The organism is Saccharopolyspora sp. NPDC000359 (genome assembly GCF_040300525.1).
Lineage (GTDB): Bacteria > Actinomycetota > Actinomycetes > Mycobacteriales > Pseudonocardiaceae > Saccharopolyspora.
Genome location: NZ_JBEPDU010000003.1, coordinates 74,905 through 96,064, shown reverse-complemented (window position 1 = coordinate 96,064; position 21,160 = coordinate 74,905). Strand labels below are relative to the sequence as shown.

Annotated in this window: 23 protein-coding genes and 1 tRNA gene; 14 read left to right on the top strand and 10 right to left on the bottom strand. The window is 70.3% G+C overall.

What is annotated here, in order from left to right; translation table 11 throughout:
- Positions 1-167: 167 nt before the first annotated feature.
- From ABT324_RS03550 to ABT324_RS03535, 4 genes are all read right to left on the bottom strand, one after another.
- Positions 168-800 (bottom strand): hypothetical protein, encoded by a 633-nt coding sequence (locus ABT324_RS03550; RefSeq protein WP_351171262.1) that lies wholly within the window; start codon positions 798-800, stop codon positions 168-170.
- A gap of 231 nt (positions 801-1,031) precedes the next feature.
- Positions 1,032-1,820: an IclR family transcriptional regulator gene (locus tag ABT324_RS03545; protein WP_351170970.1), complete on the bottom strand. Its 789-nt coding sequence runs from the start codon at positions 1,818-1,820 to the stop codon at positions 1,032-1,034.
- A 91-nt stretch (positions 1,821-1,911) separates the two neighbouring features.
- A complete protein-coding gene (locus tag ABT324_RS03540) occupies positions 1,912-2,361 on the bottom strand; it encodes an HD domain-containing protein (protein WP_351170967.1) in 450 nt (149 codons plus the stop codon).
- A 574-nt stretch (positions 2,362-2,935) separates the two neighbouring features.
- A tRNA-Leu gene (locus ABT324_RS03535) sits at positions 2,936-3,018 on the bottom strand.
- 212 nt (positions 3,019-3,230) lie between these two features.
- Between ABT324_RS03535 and ABT324_RS03530 the strand changes: the two genes are divergently transcribed.
- Genes ABT324_RS03530 through pknB form a run of 7 tightly spaced genes read left to right on the top strand, consistent with a single transcriptional unit; the run spans position 3,231 to position 12,662 of the window.
- A complete protein-coding gene (locus tag ABT324_RS03530; protein ID WP_351170964.1) occupies positions 3,231-4,571 on the top strand; it encodes an FhaA domain-containing protein in 1,341 nt (446 codons plus the stop codon).
- Between the two features lie 44 nt (positions 4,572-4,615).
- Entirely contained in the window at positions 4,616-5,077 is a 462-nt protein-coding gene (locus tag ABT324_RS03525; protein WP_150065858.1) for an FHA domain-containing protein FhaB/FipA, read from the top strand.
- Positions 5,074-6,498 carry a PP2C family protein-serine/threonine phosphatase gene (locus tag ABT324_RS03520; protein ID WP_351170961.1) on the top strand — a complete coding sequence of 475 codons (1,425 nt, stop codon included), beginning with the start codon at positions 5,074-5,076 and terminating at the stop codon, positions 6,496-6,498. The genes ABT324_RS03525 and ABT324_RS03520 overlap by 4 nt, the downstream gene beginning before the upstream one ends.
- Entirely contained in the window at positions 6,498-7,922 is a 1,425-nt protein-coding gene (locus ABT324_RS03515; protein WP_351170958.1) for an FtsW/RodA/SpoVE family cell cycle protein, read from the top strand. The genes ABT324_RS03520 and ABT324_RS03515 overlap by 1 nt, the downstream gene beginning before the upstream one ends.
- A complete protein-coding gene (locus tag ABT324_RS03510; protein ID WP_351170955.1) occupies positions 7,919-9,376 on the top strand; it encodes a peptidoglycan D,D-transpeptidase FtsI family protein in 1,458 nt (485 codons plus the stop codon). The genes ABT324_RS03515 and ABT324_RS03510 overlap by 4 nt, the downstream gene beginning before the upstream one ends.
- Before the next feature lie 3 nt (positions 9,377-9,379).
- On the top strand, positions 9,380-10,663 hold the full coding sequence (locus ABT324_RS03505; protein ID WP_351170952.1) for a serine/threonine-protein kinase: 1,284 nt from the start codon (positions 9,380-9,382) through the stop codon (positions 10,661-10,663).
- Between the two features lie 37 nt (positions 10,664-10,700).
- Positions 10,701-12,662 (top strand): Stk1 family PASTA domain-containing Ser/Thr kinase, encoded by a 1,962-nt coding sequence (gene pknB, locus ABT324_RS03500; protein WP_351170949.1) that lies wholly within the window; start codon positions 10,701-10,703, stop codon positions 12,660-12,662.
- Between the two features lie 58 nt (positions 12,663-12,720).
- On the opposite strand, the gene ABT324_RS03495 is transcribed toward pknB, so the two are convergent.
- The 3 genes from ABT324_RS03495 to ABT324_RS03485 form a co-directional block, all read right to left on the bottom strand.
- Positions 12,721-13,362, bottom strand: a complete 642-nt coding sequence (locus ABT324_RS03495; protein WP_351170946.1) for an aminodeoxychorismate/anthranilate synthase component II — start codon at positions 13,360-13,362, stop codon at positions 12,721-12,723.
- Between the two features lie 68 nt (positions 13,363-13,430).
- Positions 13,431-13,586 carry a hypothetical protein gene (locus ABT324_RS03490; protein WP_351170943.1) on the bottom strand — a complete coding sequence of 52 codons (156 nt, stop codon included), beginning with the start codon at positions 13,584-13,586 and terminating at the stop codon, positions 13,431-13,433.
- Positions 13,586-14,398 (bottom strand): class E sortase, encoded by an 813-nt coding sequence (locus ABT324_RS03485; RefSeq protein ID WP_351170940.1) that lies wholly within the window; start codon positions 14,396-14,398, stop codon positions 13,586-13,588. The genes ABT324_RS03490 and ABT324_RS03485 overlap by 1 nt, the downstream gene beginning before the upstream one ends.
- A 198-nt stretch (positions 14,399-14,596) precedes the next feature.
- On the opposite strand from ABT324_RS03485, the gene crgA reads away from it, so the two are divergent.
- Complete coding sequence (gene crgA, locus ABT324_RS03480) at positions 14,597-14,863, top strand: cell division protein CrgA (protein WP_351170937.1); 267 nt, start codon at positions 14,597-14,599, stop codon at positions 14,861-14,863.
- 163 nt (positions 14,864-15,026) lie between these two features.
- Positions 15,027-15,434: a PH domain-containing protein gene (locus ABT324_RS03475; RefSeq protein WP_351170934.1), complete on the top strand. Its 408-nt coding sequence runs from the start codon at positions 15,027-15,029 to the stop codon at positions 15,432-15,434.
- Positions 15,435-15,436: 2 nt separating this feature from the next.
- Here the strand turns inward: ABT324_RS03475 and ABT324_RS03470 are convergent, their stop codons facing one another.
- Together ABT324_RS03470 and ABT324_RS03465 are read right to left on the bottom strand one after the other, a co-directional pair.
- Positions 15,437-16,366, bottom strand: a complete 930-nt coding sequence (locus ABT324_RS03470; protein WP_351170928.1) for a rhomboid family intramembrane serine protease — start codon at positions 16,364-16,366, stop codon at positions 15,437-15,439.
- 34 nt (positions 16,367-16,400) lie between these two features.
- Positions 16,401-16,949, bottom strand: a complete 549-nt coding sequence (locus tag ABT324_RS03465) for a peptidylprolyl isomerase (RefSeq protein ID WP_351170925.1) — start codon at positions 16,947-16,949, stop codon at positions 16,401-16,403.
- Between the two features lie 287 nt (positions 16,950-17,236).
- Between ABT324_RS03465 and ABT324_RS03460 the strand changes: the two genes are divergently transcribed.
- The 4 genes from ABT324_RS03460 to ABT324_RS03445 all read left to right on the top strand — a co-directional run bounded on the left by ABT324_RS03460 (position 17,237) and on the right by ABT324_RS03445 (position 19,219).
- Positions 17,237-17,809, top strand: coding sequence for a hypothetical protein (locus tag ABT324_RS03460; protein WP_351170922.1), 573 nt, complete (start codon positions 17,237-17,239; stop codon positions 17,807-17,809).
- A 105-nt stretch (positions 17,810-17,914) separates the two neighbouring features.
- Complete coding sequence (locus ABT324_RS03455) at positions 17,915-18,409, top strand: SRPBCC family protein (protein ID WP_351170919.1); 495 nt, start codon at positions 17,915-17,917, stop codon at positions 18,407-18,409.
- A gap of 52 nt (positions 18,410-18,461) precedes the next feature.
- A complete protein-coding gene (locus tag ABT324_RS03450) occupies positions 18,462-18,671 on the top strand; it encodes a helix-turn-helix domain-containing protein (protein WP_351170916.1) in 210 nt (69 codons plus the stop codon).
- Positions 18,668-19,219 carry a Clp protease N-terminal domain-containing protein gene (locus ABT324_RS03445; RefSeq protein WP_351170913.1) on the top strand — a complete coding sequence of 184 codons (552 nt, stop codon included), beginning with the start codon at positions 18,668-18,670 and terminating at the stop codon, positions 19,217-19,219. The genes ABT324_RS03450 and ABT324_RS03445 overlap by 4 nt, the downstream gene beginning before the upstream one ends.
- A 3-nt stretch (positions 19,220-19,222) precedes the next feature.
- Here ABT324_RS03445 and ABT324_RS03440 read toward each other — a convergent pair whose 3' ends face one another.
- Positions 19,223-20,464: an MFS transporter gene (locus ABT324_RS03440; RefSeq protein WP_351170910.1), complete on the bottom strand. Its 1,242-nt coding sequence runs from the start codon at positions 20,462-20,464 to the stop codon at positions 19,223-19,225.
- 143 nt (positions 20,465-20,607) lie between these two features.
- Between ABT324_RS03440 and ABT324_RS03435 the strand changes: the two genes are divergently transcribed.
- Complete coding sequence (locus ABT324_RS03435) at positions 20,608-21,159, top strand: TetR/AcrR family transcriptional regulator (protein WP_351170907.1); 552 nt, start codon at positions 20,608-20,610, stop codon at positions 21,157-21,159.
- The last annotated feature ends 1 nt before the right edge of the window (position 21,160 follow it).

Below are 21,160 nucleotides of genomic sequence, written 5' to 3'. Positions count from 1 at the left end.
AACTGGGCACCGGCTGTGGACAACTCCTGTGGAGTGTGGATCAGCGGCCCGCCCACCACAACCGGTGGGGGCGGACCGCTCGCCGCACACCGCGGTGCGGCGGAAGAGTGGCGCAGTTCCAGCCGAGGTGGTGCGGCGCGGGCGGCTGGAACTGCGTTCCCCAGGGGTTAGCTCCGGGTGGGCGCCGGGGCCTCGGTGCCGAGCAGCTGCTCGTAGACCACCTCGTTCACCCAGCGCGACACCGCGGTGTGCTCGACCGGTGCCGCGTCGGCGAAGCAGCGGCCCTCGAGCTCGACCTGCACGTCGTCGCCGTCCGCGCTGAGCACCGCGATGCCGAACTGGCGGGCCCGGATCAGGCAGGTCTCGGCGAAGTCCGGCGCGACCGCGACGGTGCGCGGCACCACGATCGCCGCGCTGGTGAACCGGGAGAACGGCACCGCGGCGGTCAGCGCGCTGCGCCAGTGCCGGGCCGGGGCGAGCACGCCGGAGATCTCCGCGGCGGGCGGGGGCACCCGGCCGTCCATCTCCGGCCACACCCAGGTGGCGATCTCCGCGCGGTCCAGCACCGGGCCGCTGCCGAAGCAGAGCCGCTCGGCGTGCGCGTCGGGCAGCAGCTCGGCCGTCGCGATGACCTGCCGCCCGTACAACTTCACCGGTGGGAGCACGCTGCCCGCCCACCCGAGGATGTCCACCGCGCGCTGCGCGAGCCGACCCATGGAGGCGACCGGTCCCAGCGGGGACCGAAGTTGCGTCGTCGAGCAGGCTCGGACCTCGTCCTCGGTCCAGGCACGTCCCGGCATTCCGGTCACGGCGTTCCGCCTCCCTCATGAACTGCGCTTGCACTCCACGGCCACCGACGGCGGGGCCACGTGCTGACTAAAACAGCTCCGGGCGGGTTCTGCGCTGCTCATCAGGGGCCGCTGCGACCGGCGGCGGACATCGGTCGGTGACTGGTCGATGAATGACAACTGGACTTCAGTCCAGCGATGCGGCCATTCAGGTGATGGCAGTACGACGCACGCCGCTGGCGCTCACCGGGACAACAGGTCGAGCTCGGTGCGCTCCAGCTCCAGCAGCCGCTGCCGGATCCCCTCGGCGGCGGGCAGCAGCGCCTTGACCAGCTTCGCGACGTCGGCCCGCGCGCTGTGCGACACCACGCCGAGCGCGGCGACGACCGCGCCCCCGGCGTCGAACACCGGCACCGCCACGGAGCAGTTCCCGAGCGTCATCTCCTCGTTGGCCTGCGCGAAACCGCGGCTGCGCACGGTCTGCAACTCGCGCCCCAGCCGTCCGGGCTCGGTGATGGTGTAAGCGGTGTACCGGACCAGTCCGCGCTCGCAGCACTCGTGCACCACCGTCGTCGGGGCGTGCGCCAGCAGCACCTTGCCGACACCGGTCGAGTGCAGCGGCAACCGCCCACCGCTGCGCGAGATGATCGGCACCGCGCGGGGCGTGGTGAGCTTCTCGACGTAGACGACTTCCAGCCCAGCGCGCACCGCCAAGTGCACGTTGTCGTGGGTGTGGCGGCACAGTTCCTGCATGTGCGGCAGGGCGACCTCGCGCAGCCGGGTGTTCACCGGCGACAGCAGCCCGATCTCCCACAACCGCAGGCCGATCGAGTACCGGCCGTCGCCATCGCGCTCCAGCGCGCCCCAGAGTTCCAGCTCCCGGACCAGCCGGTGGGCGGTGGCCAGCGGGATCTGCGCCCGCCGCGCGATGGCGGTCAGGGTCAGCCGGACGTGGTCGATGTCGAAGGCGGTGAGCACGCTGAGCGCGCGCGCCGTGACCGATCGGCCAGGATCCCGACTGTTTCCCGCCATGTCGCCTCCCGTGGAGCGGCCCGGCCGCTCGGGTGTCACCCGCTGATCCCAAGCCCAGCACAGTAGATCGCTTTCGCCAAGCCCGCGCCGATCATCCGATCCCGAGCAGTTCCCGCATCCGCGCGTACTTCCGCACCAGCCGCTCCCGGGTCGCGGCGTCCAGCACGGCCAACCGCCGCGGATCGGAGTTGTGCGCCAGGTCCGCCTCCTTGACCAGCAACGCACCAGGGGTGGCCAGGATCCGCGCGGCGTACTCGGCGGGCTCCTCCCCGGACCGCTTGGTCACGGCGAGCACGATCGCCTTGGTCTCGGCCGACAGTGGTGCCTCCAGCAACCACTGCTCGGACACCGCCCCGTCCTCCACGGAGTCGTGCAACCAAGCGGCAGCGATCTGCGCCTGGTCACCACCCCGCTCCCGCACCCCGGCAGCAACGGCGGCGAGGTGCTCCACGTAAGGCCGCCCAGCCTTGTCGACCTGCCCCCGGTGCACCCGCCCGGCGAGCTCAGCAACCGCGTCCAACCCCATGACCTGCGCGCCCACAGCGAAACCGTACAAGATCACCCAAACCAGGCGACCGAACCCACACCCCACCCCGAAGAACCAGACAAAAGACCCCCGAACCCAACCAGAGTGGCGATCCCCACACCCACCCCAAGTTCGCTCCCCGCTGAACCCCAAACCACCCATGACAAACCCCACCCCACCAAGGACACACCTCACACCCAACCCGCCCCAACCCAAACAACCTGGAAACCGCAGGGAAGAAGCAAAAAGAACCCGAACCCACCACATCCCAGGTGCCCAGGAAGAACGCCGAAGGCGAAGACAGGGACAACAGACCGAGAGGCCCCACCACAGCGAACAAGGCAACCAAAGCAACCAAACCGACCGAGGAACCAAGGCAACCAACGCGCCCGAAGCCACCGAAGCCACCGAGGTGACCAAGGTGACCAAGGTGACCAAGCGTGCTGGTCCCCACCCAGGCCGGGAACGCCGCGCCGCAAGGAGCAATAAAGAAGGCGCCCACCGCACCGTGGGGGCCTACGGGGGCTCGGCCCCCGTAAAGAAATACGAGGAAGGCCCCCGGCGAAGCATGAGCCGGGGGCCTTCCGAGTGGGCGAGGAGGGAGTTGAACCCTCACGTCCTTTCGGACACACGGACCTGAACCGTGCGCGTCTGCCATTCCGCCACTCGCCCGTGGCTTGGCTGGAAGCCTACACTGCCTACTTCCGGCCTTCGGCACCGGGGTCGCTTTCGCTTCCCTGCTGCCCTGTTGGCGGAAGTAGATTAGCACGGTCGGACGAGGGGCTTCGACGGGGGGTCGGACTTGTTGGGAACTGGGCGGTGTCGCGGCCCGTTGACCCAGATACGATGGGTGCCAGGAGTCGTACGCGTGGAAGGAAATTGCCGTGGGCCTCGTGCAGCGCTTTGAGCGCCGACTCGAAGGCATCGTCGGCAACGGCTTCGCGCGCGTTTTCGGCGGGAAGGTCGTGCCCCAGGAGGTCGCCCAGGCACTGCAGCGGGAAGCCGAGCTGCAGGTCCGGGAGCTCGCCGGGGGTCGGCTGCTCGCGTGCAACCACTACGTTGTGCAACTGAGCCCGTCCGATCACGATCGGCTCACCGACGACGAGGACCGGGTGACCGACCTCCTCGCCGACTGCGTTCAGGAGCATCTCACCGAGCAGGGGTGGGACACATATGGTGACGTCGTAGTCTCCCTGGAGCGCTCTGAGACGCTGCACACGGGACAGTTTCGAATCAGTTCGACCGTCGACCCCGACGTGACTCGACGGCCGGCACAACCGCGTACCGCAGGAGACCGACCCATGAGCCAGCCACCAGGCCACTACCCCCAGGGAGATCCGTACAACCAGCAGGGGCAGTACGGCTACGACCAGGGTTACGGCCAAGGCCAGGACCCCAACTACGGCTACGGCCAGCAGCCCCCGGCCCCCGGCTACGACCAGGGCGGCTACGGCCAGCAGCAGCCCGGTGGGTACGACCAGGGCTACGGCCAGCAGCCCGGCTACGACCAGGGCTACGGCCAGCCCGCCGGTTATGACCAGGGTTACGGTCAGCAGCCGGGTTACGACCAGGGCGGCTACGGCCAGCAGCCGGGTTACGACCAGGGTTACGGCCAGCCCCCGGCGGCCGGGTACGACCAGGGCTACGGCCAGCAGCCCGGTTTCGACCAGGGCTACGGCCAGCCCGCCGGGTACGACCAGGGCTACGGGCAGCAGCCCGGTGGCTTCGACCAGGGTTACGGCCAGCCCCCGGCGGCCGGGTACGACCAGGGCTACGGCCAGCAGCCCGGTTTCGACCAGGGCTACGGCCAGCAGCCGGGCGGTGCCTACCCGCAGTCGGGCGGCTTCCCGGACCAGGGCGGCTACGGCCAGCCCGGTGGCGCCTACCCGCAGAGCGCTCCCGGTGGTTACCCGCAGGGCGGCCCGCGCGGCATGATGACCGCGACGCTGCACCTCGACGACGGTTCGAACCGCTCGTACACGCTGCAGCAGGGCTCGAACATCATCGGCCGCGGCCAGGAGGGGCAGTTCCGGCTGCCCGACACCGGGGTGTCCCGCAAGCACATCGAGATCACCTGGGACGGCCAGAGCGCGATGTTGGCCGACCTCGGTTCCACGAATGGCACCACGGTGAACGGCACTCCGGTGCAGACTTGGCAGTTGGCGGACGGAGACGTGATCAGGGTCGGCCACTCCTCCCTGATCTTCCGGGCTCAGCAGGCCTGAGCCGCGGACCGCGTCAACGACACGAGTAGGAGCGTTCACAACAAGTGCCAGAGCTGGTGATGCAGCTGACCAGAGCAGGGTTCCTCGCCCTGCTCTGGTTGTTCGTGCTGGCTGCGCTTCGAGTGGTTCGTTCGGACCTCTACTCGGCGTCCGGGATGCGGGTCCCGATGCCAGGTGCGGGTCGGGCTCCGGCGAAGGCCAGGGGCAGGAGCAAGGCGCCACGCCAGATGGTCGTGACGCACGGCGCGCTCGCCGGCACGCGCATTTCGCTGGACGGTCGGCCGATCCTGATCGGTCGGGCGGACGACTCCACGTTGGTCCTCGATGACGACTACGCGTCCACGCGGCACGCGAGGTTGTCGCTTCGGGGCTCCGATTGGTACGTGGAGGATCTAGGCTCCACAAACGGCACATACCTCGATCGGGCGAAGGTCACGGGGCCGACCAAGGTCCCGCTCGGCGTTCCGATCAGAATCGGCAAGACGGTGATCGAGCTGCGCTCATGACCCTCGTCCTTCACTACGCAGCCCGCAGCGACCGCGGCCTGGTTCGTTCCAACAACCAGGACTCGGTCTATGCCGGCCCACGACTACTCGCCCTCGCGGACGGCATGGGAGGCCATGCCGCCGGGGAGGTCGCCAGCAAGGTCGTCATCGCGGCGCTGGCGCCGCTGGACGACGACGAACCCAGCGACGACCTGTTGGGTCAGCTCCGCAACGCGGTGCTGACCGGCAACGGCGCCATCTCCGAGCTGGTGGCCAACGACCCGGACCTGGAGGGGATGGGCACCACGCTGACCGCTGTCCTGTTCGCGGGCAACCGGCTCGGCCTGGTGCACATCGGCGACTCCCGGGCCTACCTGGTCCGCGACGGTGAGCTGACCCAGATAACCCACGACGACACCTTCGTGCAGTCGCTGATCGACGAAGGCCGGATCACCGAGGAGGAGGCCGCTAACCACCCGCAGCGCTCGCTGCTGCTGCACGCGTTGACCGGCCACGAGGTGGAACCGAGCCTGGCGATCCGGGAGGCCCGCGCCGGGGACCGCTACCTGCTCTGCTCGGACGGGCTGACCGGCCCGGTGAGCACCGAGACGTTGGCGGAGGCCCTGCGCATCCCGGACCCGCAGCAGTGCGCGGACCGGATGATCGAGCTCGCCCTCAAGGGCGGTGGTCCGGACAACGTGACCGTGATCATCGCCGACGTCGTCGACGTCGAGTTCGGCGACGACGCCCCGATTGTCGGGGGCGCGGCGGGAAATGGCGATGAGCATCCGCAACCCGATTCGTCGGCGGCGCGCGCGTCCGCGGTGACCATGCCGCGACCGCAGCCGCAGCGTTTCGAGCCCACCTCACCGCCGCCGGAGCAGCCGCGCAAGCGGCGTTGGCTGCGCTGGCTGCTGGTGACGTGCGGCGTGCTCATCCTGCTTGGCGGCGGTGCACTGGGCGGGCGTTGGTGGGTGCTCAACCAGTACTACATCGGCGCGAACAGCGCCGACGAGGTGGTGATCTTCCAGGGTGTGCAGGGCAGCGTGCTCGGCGTCTCGTTGAACTGGCAGGTGGAGACCTCCTGCCCGCCGGACTCGGCCGCGGACTGCACCCCGATCAAGGTGACCGACCTGCAGGAGGCCCAGCGCGGTGACGTGCGGAACGGCATCACCGAGGTGAACGGGCTGCAGGACGCCCGCGAGGCGATGCGCCGACTGCGGATGACCGCGCTGCTGCCGGAGTGCGAGAAGCCCGAGCCGCCGGTGACGCAGCCGCCGCCCGACGGGCAGCAGCCGCCCCCGAACGGGCAGCAGCCGCCGACGGACCAGGGCGTGCCGCCCGACCAAGCGCAGCCGCCCGAAGCGCCCGCTCCGGATGACGCAACCCCGCTGCAGACGGAGGAGCAGAAGCCGGGCGTGACCTGCCGGATGGTGAGTTGATGCCCGAACCGGCCGCTCAGACCGGAGCGACCAGCGGCGCCCCGCGAGTTCTCACTCGGCGGGGCACCGAACTGTTCATGCTGGTGTTCGCTGCGGTGATCGTCACCTCCGCACTGCTCATCGTGGAGATCTCCCAGGAGCAGACCGTCACCAAGGAGCTCTTCCTCTACGGTGCGGCGTTCCTGGTGCTCTTCGGCGCCGCGCACTTCGCCGTGCGCCGCTGGGCGCCGTACGCGGATCCGCTGATCCTGCCCCTGGTGGCGTTGATCAACGGGCTCGGACTCGTGATGCTGCACCGGCTCGACCTGGCCGAGGCCACCGGTGGGCCGTTCACCGCGAAGCAGATCATCTTCACCACGGCTGGCGTGGTGCTGTTCGTGCTGGTCCTGAAGTTCGTGCAGGACCACCGGACGCTGGCCCAGTACGGCTACACCTGCGGGTTCGTCGGGTTGGCGCTGCTGGCGCTGCCTGGCCTCCTCCCGTCGAGCATCTCCGAGGCCAACGGCGCCAAGCTGTGGATCCGGATGGGCCCGCTCGGGCAGATCCAGCCCGGCGAGTTCGCGAAGATCCTGCTGTTGATCTTCTTCGCTTCGTTCCTGGTGTCCAAGCGCGAGCTGTTCACCACGGCGGGCAAGCGCTTCCTGGGTGTCGACTGGCCGCGCGCCCGCGACCTGATGCCAGTGCTGGTGGCTTGGATGCTGTCCATCGGCATCGTGGTGCTGGAGAAGGACCTGGGCACCTCGCTGCTGTTCTTCGGCATCGTGCTGGTGATGCTCTACATCGCCACCGAGCGCGCGGTGTGGGTGTTCCTCGGCCTGTCGCTGTTCGCGGTCGGCGCCGTCGTGGCGTTCAACCTGTTCGACCACGTGCAGGTCCGGGTCAACACCTGGCTGGACCCGCTGGCCCCGGCCGTGGGCGAGAGCGACCCCGGTTACCAGCTGCGCACCGGTCTGATGGGCATGGCCAAGGGCGGCATCAACGGCTCCGGGCTGGGCAAGGGCATGCCGGAGAAGACGCCCTGGGCATCCAGTGACTTCATCATCTCCGCAGTCGGCGAGGAGCTGGGGCTGATCGGCCTGATGGCCCTGTTCATGGCCTACCTGCTGCTGATGATGCGTGGTCTGCGCAGCGCGCTGGCAGTGCGCGACTCCTTCGGCAAGCTGTTCGCTGGTGGTCTGGCGTTCACCCTCGCGCTGCAGCTGTTCGTCGTCGCCGGTGGGGTCACCGGGCTGATCCCGATGACCGGTCTGACCGCGCCGTTCATGGCTGCTGGTGGTTCGTCGATGCTGGCGAACTACGTGTTGATCGCGCTGCTGTTGCGGGTCTCCGACGCCGCGCGTCGACCGCAGGCGCCGGCGAAGCCGAAGCCGAAGCAGGCTCCGATTGCCGAAGCGCATACCGAACTGGTGGAGCGACCACGATGAACAAGCCGCTGCGCCGGGTGGCGCTGGCCATGATGGCGATGGTGGTGTTGCTGATGGGCAACGCGACCTACGTCCAGGTGATCCAGGCCGACGAACTCAACGAGGACGGCCGCAACGTCCGCACCCGCTACGAGCGCTACGCCCGCGAGCGCGGTCAGATCATCGCCGAGGGCCAGTCGCTGGCGAGCTCCCAGCGGACCGAGGACCAGCTGTTCAAGTACCAGCGCAGCTACTCCAACGGTCCGGTGTACGCGCCGGTGACCGGTTTCTACTCGTTCCACTACGGCTCCAACGGGGTCGAGCGCGCCGAGGACTCGATCCTCGACGGCACCGACGACAGCCTGGCGTTCCGGCGGTTGTCCGACCTGGTCACCGGTAACTCGCCGCGCGGTGGCAGCGTTGAGCTGACCGTCCGACCGGCCATGCAGCAGGTCGCCTACGAGCAGCTCACCAAGCAGGGCTACCAGGGTTCGGTGGTGGCGCTGGACCCCAAGACCGGCGAGATCCTGGCGATGGTGAACGCGCCGTCCTACGACCCGAACCTGCTGGCCTCGACGGACAACAACGAGGTCGCCGAGCGGTGGAACGAGCTCAACGAGGCCGACGGCAACCCGATGGCCAACCGCTCGGTCTCCGAGATCTACCCTCCTGGTTCGACGTTCAAGCTGATCACCACGGCGGCCGCGCTGCAGAACGGCTACAAGCCGAACAGCAAGGTGGAGACCGCCGCGCGCATCCCGCTGCCCGGCACCGCCAGCGCCACGCTGCCCAACTACGGCAGCACCACGTGCAAGGGCGACACCCTGACGGAGGCCGTGGCGTACTCCTGCAACACGGCGTTCGCCAAGATCGCCGGAGAGCTCGGTCCGGACAAGCTGCGGGAGACCGCGGCCGCGTTCGGCTTCGGTGACGAGTTGAAGATCCCGATGAGCGTGGCCAAGTCCGACCTCGGTGCGATGTCCGACCAGGCGGCGCTGTACCAGAGCGGCATCGGCCAGCGCGACGTGCGGGTCACCCCGATGCAGAACGCGATGATGGCCGCGGCCATCGCCAACGACGGCAAGCTGATGAAGCCGCAGCTGGTGAAGGCCACCCGCGGCCCGGACATGTCGGAGCTGGACTCCTTCCAACCGGAGGAGATGAAGCAGTCCGTCTCGCCGGACGTCGCGCACATGCTGCGCGAGATGATGATCCAGTCGGAGAAGCACACCAAGGGCTCCGGCAAGATCTCCAACGTCCAGATCGCCTCGAAGACCGGTACCGCCCAGCACGGCGACCCCGGCGACAAGCCGCACGGCTGGTACGTGGCGTTCGCGCCCGCCGAGAACCCGACCATCGCGGTCGCGGTGATCGTGGAGAACGGCGGCGACGAGGGCGCGGAGGCCACCGGCGGCTCCATCGCCGCCCCGATCGGCCGGGAGGTCATCCGGGCCGGTCTGCAGGGAGGTGGCTGACCCGTGCTGACCTCCGGCCAGTTACTCGCCGACCGGTACCGCCTCGGCAAGCGCATCGCGGTCGGCGGGATGGGCGAGGTGTGGGAGGCGGTGGACGTCCGGCTGGACCGGACCGTGGCGATCAAGGTGCTCAAGGCCGAGCTGTGCGGGGACGCCGAGTTCCTGCACCGCTTCCGCACCGAGGCGCGCACCACCGCGTCCCTGAACCACCCGGGCATCGCCGCGGTGCACGACTACGGCGAGACCGCCGCGATCCCGGACGGGCCGGAGGACACCGCGTACCTGGTGATGGAGCTGGTCGAGGGCGAGCCGCTGGCGGCGATCCTCGCCCGCGAGGGCCGCATCAACACCGACCACACGCTGGACATGCTGGAGCAGGCGGGCCAGGCGCTGCAGGCCGCGCACGAGCGCGGTCTGGTGCACCGCGACGTCAAGCCCGGCAACATCCTGATCACGCCCGACGGCAAGGTGAAGCTGACCGACTTCGGCATCGCCAAGGCCGCCGACTCGGCGCCGGTGACCCGCTCCGGGATGGTGATGGGCACCGCGCACTACATCGCGCCGGAGCAGGCCCTGGGCAACGACGCGACCCCGTCCAGCGACGTGTACTCGCTGGCCGTGGTCGGCTACGAGTGCCTGATGGGGCACCGCCCGTTCCTGTCCGACAACGCGGTGACGGTCGCGATGATGCACATCCGCGACATCGCCCCGCCGTTGCCGCCGGACGTGCCGCCCGGGGTGCGGGCGCTGATCGAGGCGACCATGGCCAAGGACCCGCGGCGCCGCTACGCCGACGGCGGCGAGTTCGCCGGTGCGGTCGCCGCGGTGCGCGCTGGCCGACCGCTGCCGACGCCGTCCTCGCTGGTCGTGCCGCAGCAGCGACAGCAGCAGCAGATGAGCGTGCCGGTGCCGGGCACCGGCGTCCACCCGATGCCGACGCAGCTCCCGCCGATGGGCAACACCTATCCACCGGGCTTGATCCCGCCGCAGGCCCCGGCCCCGCAGCTGCCACCACCGCAGCCGCCGCCGACCTCCTCGGCCAACAAGGTCGTGATCTGGGTGCTGGTGGCGGTGCTGGCGCTGGCCGTGCTGGTCGCGGTGGGCCTCACCACGTACTGGATCGTCAAGGACCAGAGCCTGGGTGCGCAACCTCACGGCCTGGATTCCACCGCGGTGTTGAGCCACACTGCGCTGCGGAAACCGGACCCGGTGACCCCGCCGGGTACCGCAGTCGGGGAATCACCACTCGCCCAGTCCGCATCGACCGGCGGGGGCGGATCGGCATGATGGGACGATCGTTGACAAGGATCGGAACGACGCTTCGATGAGTTCACCCCGACTTCTGTCCAACCGATACGAGCTCGGTGAGACGCTCGGCTACGGCGGCATGTCCGAGGTGTTCAGCGGCCGCGACACCCGGTTGAGCCGGGACGTGGCGGTGAAGATCCTGCGCGCCGACCTCGCCCGCGACCCCACGTTCCAGCTGCGGTTCCGGCGCGAGGCGCAGAACGCCGCCGCGCTGAACCACCCGGCGATCGTGGCCGTCTACGACACCGGTGAGACGGACTCCGAGAGCGGGCCGCTGCCGTACATCGTGATGGAGTACGTCGACGGCCGGACGCTGCGCGACATCGTCAAGACCGAGGGGCCGCTGTCGCCGCGCCGGGCGATGGAGGTCATGGCGGACGCGTCCGCCGCATTGGACTTCAGCCACCGGCACGGCATCGTGCACCGCGACGTCAAGCCGGCCAACATCATGATCACCCGCTCCGGCGCGGTGAAGGTGATGGACTTCGGCATCGCCCGCGCGCTGGCCGACGGGCAGGCCGCGGTCACCCAGACCGCCGCGGTGATCGGCACCGCGCAGTACCTGTCGCCGGAGCAGGCCCGCGGCGAGGCGGTGGACGCGCGCAGCGACGTCTACGCCTCCGGCTGCGTGCTGTTCGAGCTGCTCACCGGGGAACCACCGTTCACCGGTGACTCCCCGGTCGCGGTGGCCTACCAGCACGTCCGGGAGGAGCCGCGCAAGCCCTCCGACGTCAACGCGACGGTGCCCGCCTCGCTGGACGCGGTGGTGCTCAAGGCGCTGAGCAAGAACCCGGCGAACCGCTACCAGTCGGCCGCGGAGATGCGCGCCGACCTGGTGCGGGTGCTGTCCGGGCAGCGCCCGAAGGCTCCGATGATCATGTCGGACGAAGAGCGCACCGCGATGCTCACGCAGAACCCGGCGACCGAGCTGATGGCGCCGGGTCGGCACCGCTCGGTGGAGCGCGACGCGGAGGAGCCGGTCGACGACGAGAAGGAGCACAAGCGCCGCCGGACCCGGACTGTCGCGCTGGTCACGGTGGCCTGCGTGGCGGTGTTCGCGCTGGCCGCGTGGGCGATCACGCTGCTGATCGGCAACGGTGCGGCGAAGACCGAGACCGTCCCGAACCTCATGGGCATGGTCAAGACCCGCGCCGAGGACGAGGCGCACCGGCTGGGCTGGAAGGTCAAGCTCAACCCGTGCCCGTCCAGTCCGGATCGGGTCGACAAGGTCGTCCAGCAGACGCCCCAGTACCCGGCGCAGCTCAACAGGGAGAGCTCCGAGATCGTGCTGTGCTACGGCACGGGCCCGGAGAGCGTGCAGGTCCCGGACCTCGAGGGCCTGACCATGAGCGAGGCGCAGAAGGCACTGGACGAGGTCGGCCTCAAGCTGGGCCTGTCGCCGGAGCGCAAGGAGACCTCCGACCCCAAGATGGTCCAGAAGATCATGGACTGGGACAGCCGGGGCAGCTCCGTCGCCAAGGGCACCACGATCAACGTCGTGATCGGCATGGAGATCGAGACGGTCCAGCTCCGCGACGTCCGGAACATGTCCTACGAGACGGCCAAGGCCTTCCTCGAAGGTGCCGGGTTCAAGGTGTCGAAGCAGACCCGCGACTCCGACCAGCCACCGGACACGGTGATCGACCAGTCCCCGGCGGGTGGTTCGAAGGTCCGGCCGGGGTCCGAGGTGGTGCTGGTGGTCTCCAACGGCCAGCAGATGACCGTCCCGTCGCTGACCGGCATGTCCCCGAGCGAGGCCGAGGCGGCGCTGCAGGCCCAGGGCTGGACCGGGGAGCTCAACGAGGTCAGCCAGGAGACCTCGGACAAGGACCTGGACGGCAAGGTGATCAGCTCCGCGCCGGGCGCGGGCCAGAAGATCAGCCGGAACCAGACGGTGACGATCTACGTGGGCGACTACAGCAGCTCCCCGACCACCAGTCCCGGCAACGGCGGAGGCCTCTTCCCCCCGTTCGACTGACCCGGAGCAGCGGAAGGGCCACCTCCCCGTTCGGAGGTGGCCCTTTCATCGTCCGTGGTCAGCGCTGGGCGGCCGCGGCGACCTCGCGCATGCCGCGTTCGAGCTCGGCGACCAGCTCCTCCGCCACCGGGTGCCCCGCGTCGGCCATCCAGTTCGCCAGCATGCGGTGGCCGCCGTCGGTGAGCACCGACTCGGGGTGGAACTGGACGCCCTCGACCGGAAGCTCGCGGTGGCGCATGCCCATCACGATGCCCGAGGCGGTGCGGGCGGTGATCTCGAAGTCGTCCGGGATGGTGTCCTCGCGGACGATCAGCGAGTGGTAGCGGGTCGCGATGAAGGGCTCCGGCAGCCCGGCGAACACCCCGGCACCGGAGTGGTGGATCTCGCTGACCTTGCCGTGCAGCAGCTCGGGCGCCCGCTCGACGACCCCGCCCCACACCGCGCCGATGGCCTGGTGCCCGAGGCACACGCCCAACACCGGCTTGCGCTCCGCGGCGCAGCGCTGGATCAGCTCCATCGTGCGCCCGGCGCGGTCCGGCGTGCCCGGGCCGGGGCTGAGCAGCACTCCGTCGGCGGCAGCCACGTCGTCGTCGGTGACGACGTCGTTGCGGCGCACGACGCAGTCCGCGCCCAGCTGCGCGAGGTACTGCACGAGGTTGTAGACGAAGCTGTCGTAGTTGTCGACGACGAGTACGCGCACGCCGCCAGAGTACGCGCGCCCACCGAACCCCGTCCCTCCGGTTTTGCCCCCGTCCGCCGGAGTCGCTCCTAGTGGGTGGTGACCTCGTTGAACGGCAGGAGCGGGTCCAGCCACGGGAAGACAACGAACAGCAGGAGGGCGACGGCCAGCGCCACCAGCAGGACCGCCTGCGCCGCCTTCGCGCCGGTGCCGCCGGGCAGGTGCCGCCAGATCCACCCGTACATCAGCGTTCCTCCAGTTCAGCGGGCCGCAGTTCGGGGTGCGCCGGGTCCTTCGGGTACTCCGTGGTGAGCACGCCGTGGATGATCAGGCGCTGCTCCGCGGAGAACTCCGGGTGGCAGGTGGTCAGCGTGACGAGCCTGGTGCGCTGGTCCGGGGGCAGCAGGTCGACCGGTTGGCCGGGCACCGGGTGGATCACCTCGCCCTGGGACGGCAGCACGATGCGGCGGCCGTGCACCTGCGCGTACGGTCCGCCGATCGGCGCGACGCCCGCGCAGCGCGGGTCCCCGCCGTGCCCGTCCCACCCGGCGACCTCGCTGGCCATCGGCAGCACGCGGTAGACGTACCAGCGGGTCTCGGTCTCCACGACCAGCGGGTCGCAGGAGTTCAGCTGGTCCAGGTCGTTGAACGGGGCGCCCTTCCCGATCCGATGCCCGGCCACCGCGAAGTTGCCGCGCTCACCGGGCCAGGCGGTGCCGGTGTAGTGGCCCGGGCCCGCGGCCAGGGTTGCGCTGTCGGTGCCTTCCAGCACGGCGAACCGGAAGTCGGGGCCGAACTCCGGCAGGTGCAGCTGCGCGAAGCCCTCACCGGTGCTCGGCGGCGGGGGCGGCGCGGCCGGGGGCGGCCGCTGCCACCTGGTCAGCAGCCGGTCGGTGGCCGCGGCCTGCTTGCGCGCGGTGGTCCAGTCGGTGACGTAGACCGCGTAGAACACGAACAGCAGCAGCACCAGACCTGCGGTGACCAGCAGTTCTCCGAGCAACCGCAGCGCGGAGCGGACGCGCCGGCGTTCTGGCGGCGGTGCCTCGGGGTGCTCCACTGCGTGCTCTCCGTCACGGCTCGGACCACGGGGACGGGGACGCCCCCGGGCGAAATGACCACAGGCGGGCTCTAGATCGGCTCTGTGATTACGTTAACGTGGTACCTGGAACAACGAACCGATCCGCAGCTGGTTTCGCGGGTCGCGACCGCCCGAGCACGCGGCCCCCGCGGGGCCGCACCACCTGGCGAGGACACCATGCCGAAGTCCAAGGTCCGTAAGAAGGACTCACCCACCCCGGTGACCGATCGCCGCACGCCGGTGAAGGCGAAGGCGGTCGGCCCGTCGCACCCCATCTACGTCGCAGTGATGCTGGGTCTGATGATCATCGGGCTGCTGTGGCTGGTGATCAACTACATCGCGGGCGAGAAGATCCCGTTCATGGCCGACCTCGGCGGCTGGAACTTCGCCGTCGGGTTCGCCTTCATGATCGTCGGCCTGCTGATGACGATGCGTTGGCGCTGACCGCACCGCAGCGATGCGTGGTCGAGGCCCGGAGGGCGTGCAACCCCCGGGCCTTGCTCATCCCATCGGGCGATTGACGCTGGGTCAGCGAACAACATGGGTGTAAGTCATCCCCAGTGGGGATAACTCCTGTGGATAACTCATCGGTAGCGGGTGGATAACGGTGGACGAGCCCAACGGATCGCAGCAGTGGTCGACCCCGATCGGGTTGGTCGTCACCGGATGGGCGCTGACCGCGGCGGCTGCGGCCTGGTGGTTCGCCGCCGAGTCCGCGGTGGACCGGCTGTTCGTCGGCGTCCTGGTGCTCGCCTTCGCCGCCGCCTCGGCGCACGCCACCCTCTGCCGCCCGCGGCTGAGCGCGAACCGCGGCGGGATCACCGTGCGCGGGGTGGGCGGCCGGCGGCACTGGCCCTGGTCAGCGCTGTCCGTCCGGGTCCGCCGCCACCGGCGCTTCGGCCACGAGGTGCAGTCCCTGGAGCTGGACGCGGACGTGCTGGTCATCCTCACCCGGCTGGACCTCGGCGCGGACCCGCAGGACGTCGCCGACGCCCTGCGGAGCTGGCAGGGCTGACCTCACGAACCGAGCACGCCGCAGCGCGTCTGCGCTCCGGAACCGAAGCAGATCACGTTGCCGAACTGCGCGTCACGCGTGATCAGCACCGCGACCAGCACCACCAGGAGCGCGCCGAGCGCACCGGCCTGGACCAGCACCTGCCGGTTGCGGGGCGCGTAGACCAGCGCACCGGTCGCGAGCACACCGAGCACCAGGCCGCCGATGTGCCCGAGCAGCGAGATCCCGGGGATCAGCACGCTGGCCGCGATGTTCAGCGCGATCACCACCAGCACCGGCCGCAGGCTCACCTTCAGCCGCAGCGCGGCGATGGCGATGCCGCCCATCAGCCCGTACACGGCGCCGGAGGCACCGGCCACCGCCTTCGCCTCCTCGCCGAACAGGAACACCGCAGCGCTGCCGCCGAGCAGCGACAGGCCGTACACCGCGGCGAACCGCACCCGGCCGAGCAGCAGTTCCAGGTCCCGGCCGATCACCCACAGGGCGATCATGTTCATCGCCAGGTGCAGCAGCCCGATGTGCAGGAAACCGGCGGTGAGCAGCCGCCACCACTCGCCACCCGCGACCAGGATCGGCCACAGCGCGAAGTCGCCGAACAGCGGCGCGGTGAAGTTCGCGCCGATGCTGCCCGCCTGCACCGCGGTGAGCGCGAAGACGGCCACGTTCACGGCGATCAGCACCGGCACCAGGATCGGCTTGCTGGCCAGCCGCGCACCGGCGACCGTCACCGGCTGCCGGGTGCCGCGCTGGCCCTGCGCGACGCAGTCGACGCAGTGCTGCCCGACGGAGGCGTCGCGCAGGCACTCCGGGCATGCCGGGCGCTCGCACCGGGTGCAGCGCAGGCCGGTGGGGCGGTCGGGGTGCCGAACGCAGGTCGGCAGCTGCGGCGGCGCCCCGTCCGCCCCCTGTTGAGATCCGGGCGGAACAGTCACGTGTCGGACCTGCCCTCTGCTCGGTTGGCGGTGGTCAGCCGCGCTCGATCGAGACCTTCTCGATGATGACGTCGGTGACCGGGCGGTCACCCGAGCCGGTCGCGGTCTGCGCGATCGAGTCGACGACGCTGCGGGAATCCTGGTCCGCGACCTCGCCGAAGATGGTGTGCTTGTAGTTCAGCCAGGTGGTCGCGGCCACCGTGATGAAGAACTGCGAGCCGTTGGTGTTCGGCCCGGCGTTGGCCATGGCCAGCAGGTACGGCTTGGAGAACTGCAGCTCCGGGTGGAACTCGTCACCGAACTGGTAGCCCGGGCCGCCCCGGCCGGTGCCGGTCGGGTCGCCGGTCTGGATCATGAATCCGTCGATGACGCGGTGGAAGATCACCCCGTCGTAGAACGGGCCGGACTTCTCGCCCTTCGCGTTCGGGGCTGCGTATTCCTTGGTGCCTTCGGCGAGACCCACGAAGTTCTTGACGGTCTTGGGCGCCTGGTCGGGGAACAGGTTGATCCGGATGTCCCCCTGCGAGGTGTGCAGGGTGGCGGTCACCGTCGTCCCAACGAGCGATCCGTTGTCTTCAGCCACTCGACCATCCTGCCATCGAACAGGCCGATCTCGGTTCCTGGGTGCAGTATGGGCCTCGACGCGGCCAGCACGTCGATCGGTGGACGCCGGGTTCGAGGGGGTGCCAGGGGTGGTTCGCACAGCGGTACCGCTAGCGCCCCTGAGCTGCGCCGATTCCTCCCGCGCGTCCGCCGGTGCCGGGCTGTCCTCGCCGGACGTACTCCGAGTACCCGAGTGGTGAACCTGCTCACCGAGCAGCGCGAGCGGCTGGTGCCGCTTGATCGAACAGGGCCCCGAGGAGGCACAGGATGGATGAGGTGAAGGCGATGGCCCGAGCTGGCGAGAGCGTGGGCAAGGCGGTGGGGACCGGCATCAAGTCGGCTCGCCGCAACGCCAGGCGCGCGAGCGAGGTCGGGGTGGCGTTCTCCAAGCACGCCGCCGCGCTGGCCGAGCAGGAACTCGCCAACCGGGGCATCTCGACCGACGAGCTGCAGGAGCGGATCGCGCAGCGCGCCACCGGGATGTCCCGCAAGGAACTCGCCAAGCGCAGCCGCAAGGCGCGCAAGCAGTGGGAGAAGAAGGCCGCGGCGTCCCGCAAGCAGTGGGCCAAGAACACCACGGCCGCCCGTAAGGAGCTGGCCGCGCGGATCAGCCCGCCCAAGCCGAAGCGCCGCAAGTGGCCGTGGGTGCTGCTGGTGCTGGCCGGGTTGGCGGGGGCGGCCGCGGTGGCGTTCTCGCGCCGCCCGGAGGAGCTCCCGGTCGCCTCCGCGGACAACGACTTCACCCGGCGCGACACCCCGGCCCGCCACCGCGCGGACCGCCCCGAGGTCCCGTCCCAGACCGACGGCCAGCACCAGCCCACCTCGGAACGCTCCCACTAGTCCTCGAAAGCCAAGGGCTCCTCCGGGCGCGCCGCCCGGAGGAGCCCTTGGCTGTGACTCGTATCACTGTGCTCCGGGTGTTCGCACGCGGCCAGGATTGTGGGCATGGCAGAAACGATCAGCTACGACTTGCAGGCAACCGTCGAGGTGGCCGCGACCCCGGCCGAGGTGTACCGGGTGGCCAGCGACATCACCCGGATGGGCGAGTGGAGCCCGGAGTGCGTCGGCGGGGAGTGGACCACTGGGGAGCCAGGCGCGGTCGGCGCCCGCTTCAGGGGGCACAACCGCCGCGGTGACCGGTCCTGGTCCGCCGACTGCGAGGTGGTCGCGGCCGAGCCCGGGCGCCGCTTCTCCTGGGCCGTGCTCTCCAACCCCTCGGACCCGGAGGCCTCGGTGTGGTCCTTCGAGATCGAGCCGACCAGCGACGGCTGCGTGCTGACCCAGCGCTACCGGATGAAGTCCCCGCCGGCCCGGCTGCTGGCCATCCGGGACAGCCTCCCGCCGGAGGAGGCGGCCACGTTCGCTGAGTTCCGCCGCGGACTCCTCGAGGAGGGCATGCGGCAGACCCTCGACGGGATCAGGAAGTCCGTCGAGGGCTGAGTCTTCGTCAACCCAGGTTGACACCTCTCGTGCGTCAACGTAAGTTGACGTCATGGCACAAGCGACCGAACTCGCCGCCGCAGCGGGCGACCAGGACCCCGTAGTGGGCCTGCGCGCGGTGGCGGCCCTCCGGAAACTGCTCGAGCAGCTCGAATCCGCGCAGGTGCGCAACGCGCGCAACCAGGGTTGGTCGTGGCAGGACGTCGCAACGGCGCTGGGCGTGTCCCGGCAGGCCGTGCACAAGAAGCACGGGAGGTCATGACCATGTTCGAGAGGTTCACCGCGGACGCCCGTCGGGCGGTGGTCGGCGCTTCGGCGTTCGCCGAGCTGCGCGGGCACCCGGAGATCACCGACGAGCACCTGCTGCTCGCGCTGGCCAGCACGCCGACCACCCGGGCCGGTCAGCTGCTCACCGATCACGGCGTGGACCAAGATGCGGTGGCCGCCGCCTACGAGAAGGCCCGCAAGCTCGGCGGGCTCAGCGACTCCGACGCGTCGGCCCTGCGCGACCTGGGCATCGACGTGCACGAGCTCGTCGCCAACGTCGAACGCTCCCTCGGCCCGGACGCCCTGGTCGACAAGCCGCGCCGACGCCGGTGGCTCCCCAGGGGGCACAAGCGGTTCACCCCCGCTGCCAGGTCCGCGCTGGTCGGAGCGCTGCGCGAAGCCGCTGACCTGCGGCAGCGCCGGATCGGCGACGAGCACGTCCTGCTCGCACTGCTCGGCGGCCGAGGAGTCGCCGCCGACTTGCTGGCCTCCCACGGGGTGGACCGCCAAGCGGTGCGGCGGGCGGTGCGCGACGCGGCATGATCGTCAGGCGCGTTGGGACGCCGTGCTCCCCTGCACCTGCGGGACTTCGGGGCGCCGGACGAACGCCGCTCCGACGGCCCCCAGCGCGCCGACCGCGGCGAAGGCGTAAAAACCCCACGGGTAGGCGATGCCCGCGGTGAGCATCGCACCGCCGAGCAGCGGACCACAGATCGCGCCGATGCGCCCGACCCCGGCCGACCAGCCGAGCCCGGTCGCCCGGTTCGCCGCCGGGTAGAAGCGACCGATGTAGGCGTACACCAGCACCTGCGAGCTGAACACGAAGCAGCCCGCGACCAGGACCGCCACGTGGACGCCGATGCCGGGCAGCTTGATGCTCAACGCCGCCAGGAACACCGCCGACGCCGCGAACCAGCTGATGGTGGACGGCCGCGGCCCGACCCGGTCGGCCACCGCCCCGGCGATCAGCAGTCCGATCACCGCGCCGACGTTCAGCGTCAGCAGCAGCCCCAGCGCCGCCCCGAGCGGGTAACCGGCGGACTTCATGATCTGCGGCAACCAGGTGTTGAGCCCGTAGACCAGCAGCAGGCCCATGAACGAGGTGACCCAGAACGCGATGGTGGCGCGGGCGAACCCGCCGCGGAACAGCGAGGCGACGGCTTCCGCCCCGCCGCTGATCCCGCGCTCCGGCTTCGCGCGCTGGAAGGACTCCGACTCCGGCAGGTGGCGGAGCATGAGCGGCACGAGCACCAGCGCCGGTGCTGCCCCGAGGACGAACATCGCGCGCCACCCCAGGTTCGGCAGGACCGCGATCCCGAGCAGCGCGGTGAGCACGGCTCCGACGTGGTAGCCGGTCATGATCGTGGTGGTGGCGCTCCCGCTGCGGCCGGGACGGGCGTGCTCGGTGACCAGGGCGATCGCGGTCGGCAGGCAACCGCCGAGCCCAAGCCCGGCGAGGAACCGCAGCAGGCCGAACACCCACACCGAGGGCGCGACCGCGCACAGCGCGGTGAGCAGCGAGAAGCTGGTCACGGCGAAGATCAGCGCCTTGCGCCGACCGATGACGTCGGTGACCGTCCCGATGGCCAGCGCGCCGATGGTCATCCCGACCAGCCCGGCGGTCGACACCACGGAGGCGCTGGCTGCGGTCAGCCCCCACTGCTGCCCCTCGAGCAGCACCGGGAGCACGCTGCCGAGCACGACCAGGTCGAACCCGTCCAGCAGCACTGCGGTCCAGCACAGCGGCAGCACCCACCCGCTCCGCCCGGTGGCACCTCGCCCGGCCATCGCCCAACCTCCTCGTTGCGCTGCGGGGATCTGGTGCAGGGATGTTGCCCGCTCAACCACCCCACCCGGCGCTCCTGCTTCCGCTCACTGGAAGAGGTCCAGCCGCTTGCCACGGCCAAGTAGTGAATGTACAGTCACTCACCATGAGTGGTTCGAGGTCGACCGCCGAGGAGCGGCGGCGGGCGGTGATCCGGAGCGCGGTGCACGTGTTCGCGCGGTCCGGGTACACCACCAGCCCGGTCACCAAGGTGGCCGAGCACGCGGGAATCTCCGCCGCGTACGTCATGAAGCTCTTCCCGCGCAAGGTGGACCTCTTCGTCGCCGCCATCGAGGACTGCTACGACCGGATCCTCGAAGCCCTGGCGGAGGCGGCGGACGAGGCCGGAGTAGCAGAGCCCGCCGAGGTCCTCGACCGCATGGGCGCCCGCTACACCGAGCTGATCGCCGACCGCGACCTGCTGCTGGTCCAGGTCCAGGCCCTGGCCTCGACCCAGGTCCCCGAAGTCGCCGCCGCGGTCCGCACCGGCTACGCCCGGATCACCGACTTCGCGATGTCCCGGACCCGGGCCAGTGCCGACCAGGCCCAGGAGTTCATCGCCCGCGGCCAGCTCTGCCACCTGCTGACCGCGATCGACGCGTTCAACACCGACGCGACCTGGGCGAAGGCGCTCACCACCGGCCTCCGCCACACCTGAC